The sequence below is a fragment of the Parcubacteria group bacterium CG10_big_fil_rev_8_21_14_0_10_36_14 genome (assembly GCA_002772895.1).
In the GTDB taxonomy this organism is placed as follows: Bacteria; Patescibacteriota; Patescibacteriia.
This window is the reverse complement of the sequence record PFCS01000062.1, coordinates 1-7,687: the sequence shown is the minus strand read 5'-3', so window position 1 is coordinate 7,687 and position 7,687 is coordinate 1. Positions and strand designations below refer to the sequence as shown.

11 protein-coding genes and 2 tRNA genes are annotated in these 7,687 nt (G+C 33.4%); 7 read left to right on the top strand and 6 right to left on the bottom strand.

Features of this window, described 5'->3' with window-relative positions; all coding sequences use genetic code 11:
- Positions 1-92 precede the first annotated feature (92 nt).
- From COU51_04720 to COU51_04700, 5 genes are all read left to right on the top strand, one after another.
- The gene (locus tag COU51_04720; protein PIR66301.1) at positions 93-389 is read left to right on the top strand and encodes a hypothetical protein; all 297 of its coding nucleotides are present in this window, start codon (positions 93-95) and stop codon (positions 387-389) included.
- The gene (locus COU51_04715; GenBank protein ID PIR66300.1) at positions 382-723 is read left to right on the top strand and encodes a hypothetical protein; all 342 of its coding nucleotides are present in this window, start codon (positions 382-384) and stop codon (positions 721-723) included. The genes COU51_04720 and COU51_04715 overlap by 8 nt, the downstream gene beginning before the upstream one ends.
- Before the next feature lie 73 nt (positions 724-796).
- Positions 797-1,783 carry a hypothetical protein gene (locus tag COU51_04710; protein ID PIR66299.1) on the top strand — a complete coding sequence of 329 codons (987 nt, stop codon included), beginning with the start codon at positions 797-799 and terminating at the stop codon, positions 1,781-1,783.
- 6 nt (positions 1,784-1,789) lie between these two features.
- Positions 1,790-2,542 carry a UDP-N-acetylglucosamine pyrophosphorylase gene (locus tag COU51_04705; protein ID PIR66298.1) on the top strand — a complete coding sequence of 251 codons (753 nt, stop codon included), beginning with the start codon at positions 1,790-1,792 and terminating at the stop codon, positions 2,540-2,542.
- 7 nt (positions 2,543-2,549) lie between these two features.
- Entirely contained in the window at positions 2,550-3,812 is a 1,263-nt protein-coding gene (locus tag COU51_04700; protein PIR66297.1) for a DNA helicase UvrD, read from the top strand.
- Positions 3,813-3,896: 84 nt separating this feature from the next.
- On the opposite strand, the gene COU51_04695 is transcribed toward COU51_04700, so the two are convergent.
- The 6 genes from COU51_04695 to COU51_04670 all read right to left on the bottom strand — a co-directional run bounded on the left by COU51_04695 (position 3,897) and on the right by COU51_04670 (position 5,423).
- On the bottom strand, positions 3,897-4,082 hold the full coding sequence (locus tag COU51_04695; protein ID PIR66296.1) for a hypothetical protein: 186 nt from the start codon (positions 4,080-4,082) through the stop codon (positions 3,897-3,899).
- Between the two features lie 150 nt (positions 4,083-4,232).
- Positions 4,233-4,478 (bottom strand): NrdH-redoxin, encoded by a 246-nt coding sequence (locus tag COU51_04690; protein PIR66295.1) that lies wholly within the window; start codon positions 4,476-4,478, stop codon positions 4,233-4,235.
- A 90-nt stretch (positions 4,479-4,568) separates the two neighbouring features.
- A tRNA-Val gene (locus COU51_04685) sits at positions 4,569-4,645 on the bottom strand.
- 86 nt (positions 4,646-4,731) lie between these two features.
- Positions 4,732-4,805: transfer RNA gene (locus COU51_04680), tRNA-Ile, on the bottom strand.
- A gap of 145 nt (positions 4,806-4,950) precedes the next feature.
- Positions 4,951-5,163: a hypothetical protein gene (locus COU51_04675; protein PIR66294.1), complete on the bottom strand. Its 213-nt coding sequence runs from the start codon at positions 5,161-5,163 to the stop codon at positions 4,951-4,953.
- Between the two features lie 23 nt (positions 5,164-5,186).
- On the bottom strand, positions 5,187-5,423 hold the full coding sequence (locus COU51_04670; protein ID PIR66293.1) for a hypothetical protein: 237 nt from the start codon (positions 5,421-5,423) through the stop codon (positions 5,187-5,189).
- 256 nt (positions 5,424-5,679) lie between these two features.
- On the opposite strand from COU51_04670, the gene COU51_04665 reads away from it, so the two are divergent.
- Positions 5,680-6,240 carry a hypothetical protein gene (locus COU51_04665; protein PIR66292.1) on the top strand — a complete coding sequence of 187 codons (561 nt, stop codon included), beginning with the start codon at positions 5,680-5,682 and terminating at the stop codon, positions 6,238-6,240.
- Positions 6,233-7,687 (top strand): hypothetical protein (locus COU51_04660; GenBank protein PIR66291.1); only part of this gene is annotated, 1,455 nt, incomplete at its 3' end. The genes COU51_04665 and COU51_04660, both read left to right, overlap by 8 nt.

The following is a 7,687-nucleotide window of genomic DNA, read 5'->3' as shown; positions in this document are numbered from 1 at the left end:
AACACAGAAGTTAAGCTTCGCAAGGCCGATGGTAGTACGGTTTGAGTACCGTGCAAGAGTAGGTCAGCGCCGGAACAATGCATCTTTTTTAGTTGACAAAAAAGACTTTTTTATATAGAATCCTTTATAAGGAGGTAAAAATGGCGGAGAAAATTTTTTTTGGAGGAATAGAATATACGGTCGTTATTATAAATGGCAAAGAAAAAGAGTTGGAAGTAGACATTAGTAATCAGTCTGTAGATGAGAGGGCTTTAAGAAGAATTTTGAAAAAAGAATTTGGAAATTTTAGCAAAAGAAAGCTTTATTTTCTTGTTGATAATAGTTTACTGGTAATCACAGAAACTGATTGGGTGGAGTTCGGTAAAAGAGAAGAGACGAAAGATGAGTAGATATTATTTTATAAATCCGCATGGACATGTAAGTTACGGTGTTCAGTGGGATGGATTGCATAGAGAAAATAATTTGCTTTCATTGCAAACAGTTATAGATGTGGCAAGAACAGAATTTTCAAACAAAAGATTTGACGAAATTTTACTTTTTCCAAGATCTTTGGGGTCGTTTGCGCTTGGTGTAAGCGAACGAACTTCCGATAAAAATCTTAAAAAATTATCACAACTTATTACTGAGATGGAGAAAGAATTTGAGAGTAAAGAATATGAAAAATATTATGTTATGGCGGATGAGATGGGCGTTGTAGTTTTTTGTGAGCATATCTTTACATAAGAGGACGGTTTGTCCTCTTATTTTATTTGCTTGCTAAAAGTGGTTTTTATATATAAAATGATATAATAATTATATGGAAAATACAAAGAAAAAAATAGTTACAATTGGCGGAGGCACTGGCAACTTTACGGTACTTTCGGGTTTAAAAAAATATGATATAGAAATATCGGCTATTGTGAATATGGCTGATGACGGCGGATCAACAGGAGTACTTCGCCATGAACTCGGTGTTCTTCCTTCGGGGGATATTCGCCAATGCTTGGTTGCGCTTTCTGAGGCACCCGAAGTATTGCGTGATCTTTTTTTATATCGTTTTGGAATTGGCGGTCTGGCAGGACATAATTTTGGAAATATTTTTTTAGGCGCTTTAGAAAAAGTAACTAATCGTTTTGAAGATGCCGTTCTTGTTGCTGGGAAAATTTTAAATATAAAAGGAAAAGTAATACCCGTTACCGTTGAGCCAATGGTGCTTTTGGCAGAATATGAAAATGGAAAAACATTAAAAGGCCAAAGTAAAATTGCCAATTATAAAAAACACAAAATAAAAAAAGTTATTTTGGAAAACGAGGTTCATACAAGCTATGAAGCAATCCAAGCTATTATGGAATCAGATTTAATAGTTCTTACTCCGGGCGATCTTTATACGAGTTTAATCCCTAATTTTTTATCTTTTGGGATGACCGAGGCTCTAAGAAGAACAAAAGCAAAAATTGTTTATGTGGTTAACCTTATGACAAAACGCGCGGAAACACACGGTTTTGGCGCGTATAATTTTATAGAAGAAGTGGAGAAATACTTGGGAGTAAATGTTATTGATTATGTTTTAGTAAATACGGCTAGTCCCTCGGAAGAGATAGTTGATCTTTATAAAAAAGAAAATGAACACTTTGTAAATCCTGACTTGGATAAAATCGGCAATACGCGATATAAAATAATAACTGGCGATTTAATAAGTCAGATTGTTTTTGAAAAAAATTCCGCCGATAAATTAAAAAGAAGCATTTTGCGTCATGATTCCGATAAACTCGCGCGCGCGCTTTTAAATTTGGTATTATTATAATAATTTATGCCATCTCAAACAAAAATAATTATTCTTGCCGCGGGAAAAGGAAAAAGAATGGGTGGAGATATCCCGAAGGTTTTGGTGCGATTAAACGGTAAGCCTCTTATCTCTTATCTTCTAAATTCTTTAAAATTTTTACAAATAAAAGAAAAACCAATAGTTGTCGTTGGATTCCGCGCCGACATGGTAAAAGAAGAATTAGGGGATAGTATGGAGTATGTATTTCAGAAAGAGCAGTTGGGAACAGGTCATGCAGTAATGTGTGCGAAGGATAAGATTGGTACGGCAAACAAACTTATAGTTTTATACGGAGATATGCCGAATATAAAACTAAAAACTATAAATAATCTTTTAGAGTTACATAATAACGAGAGTCCTGTACTTACGATGATGACTATAAAAGTTCCTAACTTTGAAAACGAATACGCCGGTTTTATGGGTTTTGGCAGAGTGATTAGGAATGAAGATGGAAATATAAAAAAAATAGTAGAGATTCGTGATGCAGATGAAAAAGAAAAAAAAGTTACAGAACTTAATCCGAGTTTATTTTGTTTTGATTCTTCTTGGCTTTTGTCTAATTTAGATAAGCTTACTAACAAAAATGCGCAAGAAGAATATTATTTAACCGATTTAGTAGGGCTGGCAATAGAAGAAGGCAAAAAAATATCTTCTTTGGAGATTAGCCCTATGGAATGCGTTGGAGTAAATACACCAGAAGAACTTCGGTATGCCGAAACTATAGTTTCTAACTTTTAATTTTTTTATGAAATTTATTGCTGATTTACATATTCACTCAAAATATTCTCGAGCCTGTTCCAAAAGTTTAACTCCAGAAAATATAGCCAAGTGGTGCGAGAAGAAGGGAATTGATATTGTTTCTACTGCCGACTTTACTCATCCTGGGTGGTTTCGCGAATTACAAGAAAATTTGGAACCGGCGGAACCCGGACTTTATAAACTAAAGGGGTCAGCGAATAAGACTCGTTTTTTAGTTTCTACGGAATTATCTTGTATTTATAAAAAAGGCGGAAAGTGCAGAAGAGTTCATCTCTGCTTATGGATGCCGTCATTGGAATCAGCTAAGAAGTTTACAGATGTATTGGTTGCCAGAGGGTGTAACGTTTCTTCTGACGGCAGACCAATTCTCGGCATTGATAGCGAAGAGATTTTGAAAATTGCAATGGAAATAGATCCTGATTCAATGGTTATTCCTGCTCATGCTTGGACGCCATGGTTTGCTATTTTTGGTTCTATGTCCGGTTTCGATTCTTTGGAGGAAGCATTTGGAAAAAACGCAAAATATATTTACGCAATTGAGACAGGCCTTTCTAGTGATCCTGCAATGAATTGGCAACTCTCACAATTAGACGACATTGTTTTAATTTCAAATTCTGACGCGCATAGTTTAGAAAAACTTGGACGCGAAGCGAATGTTTTTGAATTTGAATACAAACCTGATTATTACAAAATTATAAATGCGATAAAAAATAAAAATCGTAAAAATTTTTTATATACAATAGAGTTTTTTCCGGAAGAAGGAAAATATCATTTGGACGGTCATCGTGCTTGCGGTGTTTCTTTGTTGCCAGAAGAAACAAAGAAAAATAATTATCTTTGTCCAAAATGTAAACGCCCATTAACCGTCGGAGTAATGCATCGCGTTTCATCTTTAGCGGATAGAAAAAAAGAAGATGTGGATAAAATAAAAGAAAATTTTATTTTTTATAAATCAATTGTTCCTTTGCAAGAAATTATTGCAGAGTCTTTTGGAAACGGAGTAAAATCAAAAAAAGTTATTTCATTATATGAAAAAATAATTTCTGAATGCGGTTCCGAGTTTGATACTTTGCTTAATAAAAACATTGATGAAATAAAAAAATGCGCTGGTGAAATTGTAGGCGTTGCAATAGATAGAATGCGTAAAGGCGACATTTTTATCCGTCCCGGATATGATGGTGAATTTGGTATTGTGAAAATTTTTAATCCCAGTGAAAAAGTAAAAATAAAGCAAGGCTCTTTTTTATAATTTTACTCTAAAATTAGCTAAAAAATAAAAGCTTCCATGGAATTCCGGATGGAAGCTTTTATTGTATTTTTGGGCTCAAGGTGCCTATTTTTTTTTCCTCTTCGCTGTCTTTTTTTTTGCTGCTTTTTTCTTTTTTGGAGCTGCTTTTTTCTTAGCAACTTTTTTCTTTTTTGGAGCTGCTTTTTTCTTAGCAACTTTTTTCTTTTTCATGACTTTTTTCTTTTTTGGAGCTGCTTTTTTCTTAGCAACTTTCTTTTTCTTTTTTGCCATAATTTTTTTTCACCCCCTTTCAAAAAATTATTTTTTATTTTTATATTTTAATTATACCATAAAAAAAACTTACAAAGAATAGTTTGCAAGTTTTTTATTTTTTATAAAATAAAAAATTGTTTCATTAAATTACGAAACGATTTTTTAAAATTATTTTATGTCAAGCAACCCCGATAGTTTTTGTTTATCAAATCCAATTACAATATTTTCTTTTCCATCTTTTTCTACAATGGTAACAGGAACTCCCATTTGTCCTGATTTTTCTATCATTTCTTCCGCTGCTTTTTGATCAGTGTCTACCGCGACATCTCTATATTCAATTTTATTTTTTCGTAACCATTCTTTTAACATGTGGCAATATGGGCATGTAGCCGTTGAATAAATTATGACATTCATATAATTAATATTTTAATATTTAGTTATTCTATATAAAGTATAGTAGTTATAATAAAATAAATCAAAAAATCTCTGCTAACAGAGATTTTTTGGTGGGCGATAGTGGATTCGAACCACTGACCTTTACAATGTCAATGTAACGCTCTAACCAACTGAGCTAATCGCCCATGGTGCTCGCAGAGGCAGGTTTGAACCATTGACCCCAGACTTAAACATTCGTAAAATTACGTCGTGGCTCAAAAATTTAAATATATGCGCGTGGATGGACTTGAACCATCGACCCCAGACTTATAAGGTCTGTGCTCTAACCAACTGAGCTACACGCGCGCATATATTTAAATTTTATTCGCCGCCGGTAATTATAAGGTCTGTGCTCTAACCAACTGAGCTATGCGAGCTTATTTAAATAGTATTTTATCATAGATTTTTCTTTTTTGCAAGATGCGAATAATTTTCGTCCTAAAACCCAGATTTACTTATTTAATACCCAGATGGCATATGTAAGGTAGGTGGCAAATGCTACCCAGCCGAAATAAGGAAAAAGTAGAATAGAGGCGAGACGTGAAACGGGCCAGATAAAAATAATAAGGATTAAAACGGAAAATCCTAGGATAGAAGCTTCAATTATAGCAAGAAAAAAAAGGTGCTGATCAAAGAAAAGATAGCTCCACAAAAAGTTTAACATACCATTTAAGATAAAGAAAAGCGTTATAAGTGCGAAACGAGAGTTGTTTTTTTTAATTTATTCCAGGTAATAATTGCCGAGATTGTGGCGCAAATAAAAATAAATGTCCAAACATAGCCGATTACAAACCCCGGCGGAGTAAAAGATGGGAGATTTATGGTTTTATACCATTTCATACCCGCGCTGGTGATTTGTCCGCCAAAATAAGCGATAAACGCCGTAAATAAGGGGATAATTATGTAATTTAGCTTTAAACGCATATTATATCTTTTATCTATAATACCATATTTGTAACTTTTTTGTCTTTAAATCGTTTATTACTTAAATGTAATTATTAAAAAAGTATTATGAAAGATAAATCTGACTTAATTTCTTTTGGAATTTACGTTTTTTATTCAGGGCTTATTGTCGTGCTGACGAGCTTTGGACTTAAGGCATTGGAAGGCCAATATAGTATAATGTAATTGTTACGATATTAGACTTTGTTTCGTTATAAAGAGTAGAAGACCCTTCATTATGGATCCCATAGAAAAACAAACAATTATCCATGCGCAAAAAGGAGAAAAAGATGCATCCAGTACTTTATATGATAAGTATCTACGAAAGATATATGATTTTATTTATTATAAAACACATCATACGGAAACTGCTGAGGATATTACGAGTATTGTATTTATGAAAGCATGGAAAAGTATTGGTACTTTTAAGGGCGAATATTTTTCTGCATGGTTGTATTGTATTGCCAGAAATGCGGTTATAGACCACTATCGTACCAGTAGAGCGCATTCTAATATAGATGACGCTTGGGATTTATCTAATAATGAAGATGTATCAGCAGATGCGGATACAAAATTAAAAGTACAAAACATTCAAGAATATATAAAGAAGTTGTCATCCACAGAGAGAGATATATTAATAATGAGGATATGGCAGGATATGCCATATAAGGAAATCGCCGAAATAATAAATAAAAGCGAGGGCAATTGCAAGGTAATATTTGGACGAACAATAAAAAAATTAAAAGAGCAGATGCCATCAGCAGCGTTTATGGCACTGGTGTTAAATTTATATGGATAAAATAAAAACAATTTTAGAAGATCTATATAAAATAGATCCTGAGCTTCAACAAAAAGAAAAAGAATTAATAAAAATTATTAATAAATTTTTAGTATCCTGCCCAAATACTAAGTTCAATTCAGCTTTTGCTATAAAATTACGCCAAGAGTTGTTGGGAGAAGAAACGAAGTATTCGGTATGGGAGGCTTTTATGAATTTTATGTCTATGAAAAAAATCGCTTATGTTTCCGGTGGCGTGTTAATCGCCGTGTTAGTTATTGTTCCGGCTATCTTTGTATTGCTAAACAATAGAGAATCGGTAGACTTATCTTTTAAACAAAGTTTTGATTCGTTGGAAGCAGGGGCCTTTGGTAAAATTTCTACTATTGCCGATGATTCAAAATCTATTGCTCAGGAAGCAACGGGTTATGGCGGAGGTGGACAACCAACTGCTCCGCGAACTTTGATGGCTTCATCGGATTCTGCTGAAGAAAATGTAGCCGGTAGACAATCCAGTGGCGTATCTATTGGTATGCCAGCTCCCGAGTTTTTAAATTATACGTTTAGATATACCGGAGAGAACATTGATATAAGCCAAATTGATTTACCGGTAGTAAAAAGAAATAAATCAGATGATATTGGAAAAAAAGTTGGTAGTGTTTTGGGTAAATTTAATCTCGGACTTATAAATTTTTCAAAATTTAGTAATCTGAAAGCACAGCAAGTTTCTTTATCAGAAGATGTTGCCAATGGGTACGCAATTTATTTCAATTTTGAAGAAGGACAGATTTCTATAACTAGAAATTGGCAAAGATATATTGCTCTTTATGAATCAGAAAAAGAAATAAATGATTTTAGCGACGCGAATGTGCCGGAAGATAGTACGTTAATTTCTATTGCAGATAAATTCCTGAGTAAATATGGGATAAATAAAAGCGCCTATGGTACACCACGAGTTGATCCGTCTTGGCAAAGACAACTTAAAACAGCAAAAGCCGAAGGTCAGAAAATTTATGTTCCTCAATATATATCAGTTATCTATCCTTTAGAGATAAATGGTGTTGCAGCTTACGAAGAATATGGAAGCGTACTTGGCTTGGATGTTGTTATAAATATTGCAGAAAATGAAGTTTATTCTGTAAATAATCTTTATACGCAAAATTATGAAAGTTCCACTTATGAGTTAGATAATGATTTTACAAAAATTATAAAAGTTGCGGAAGCAGGAGGATTGTCCGGCTTAAATTATTATAGCCCGGATTCTAAACAGCCGATTGAATTTGAACTTGAAACTCCGAAAATAATATATATCAAAAAATATATTTATCTAAAAAATACTAGTGAAGAGATATTGGTTCCAGGGCTTTTATTTAAAGTAAAAAATAATCCGCAGGCAGGGTATGTATATAGAGATACTGTGGTAGTGCCGATAGTTAAGGAGATGCTTGGAGATTTGGGTAAAAATACC

What these genes read in the sequence shown, in the direction of transcription:
- COU51_04715 (PIR66300.1), top strand. Translation starts at nt 382, where the DNA reads ATGAGTAGATATTATTTTATAAATCCGCATGGACATGTAAGTTACGGT.
- COU51_04710 (PIR66299.1), top strand. Translation starts at nt 797, where the DNA reads ATGGAAAATACAAAGAAAAAAATAGTTACAATTGGCGGAGGCACTGGC.
- COU51_04705 (PIR66298.1), top strand. Translation starts at nt 1,790, where the DNA reads ATGCCATCTCAAACAAAAATAATTATTCTTGCCGCGGGAAAAGGAAAA.
- COU51_04700 (PIR66297.1), top strand. Translation starts at nt 2,550, where the DNA reads ATGAAATTTATTGCTGATTTACATATTCACTCAAAATATTCTCGAGCC.
- COU51_04695 (PIR66296.1), bottom strand. Translation starts at nt 4,082, where the DNA reads ATGGCAAAAAAGAAAAAGAAAGTTGCTAAGAAAAAAGCAGCTCCAAAA.
- COU51_04690 (PIR66295.1), bottom strand. Translation starts at nt 4,478, where the DNA reads ATGAATGTCATAATTTATTCAACGGCTACATGCCCATATTGCCACATG.
- COU51_04675 (PIR66294.1), bottom strand. Translation starts at nt 5,163, where the DNA reads ATGTTAAACTTTTTGTGGAGCTATCTTTTCTTTGATCAGCACCTTTTT.
- COU51_04670 (PIR66293.1), bottom strand. Translation starts at nt 5,423, where the DNA reads ATGCGTTTAAAGCTAAATTACATAATTATCCCCTTATTTACGGCGTTT.
- COU51_04665 (PIR66292.1), top strand. Translation starts at nt 5,680, where the DNA reads ATGGATCCCATAGAAAAACAAACAATTATCCATGCGCAAAAAGGAGAA.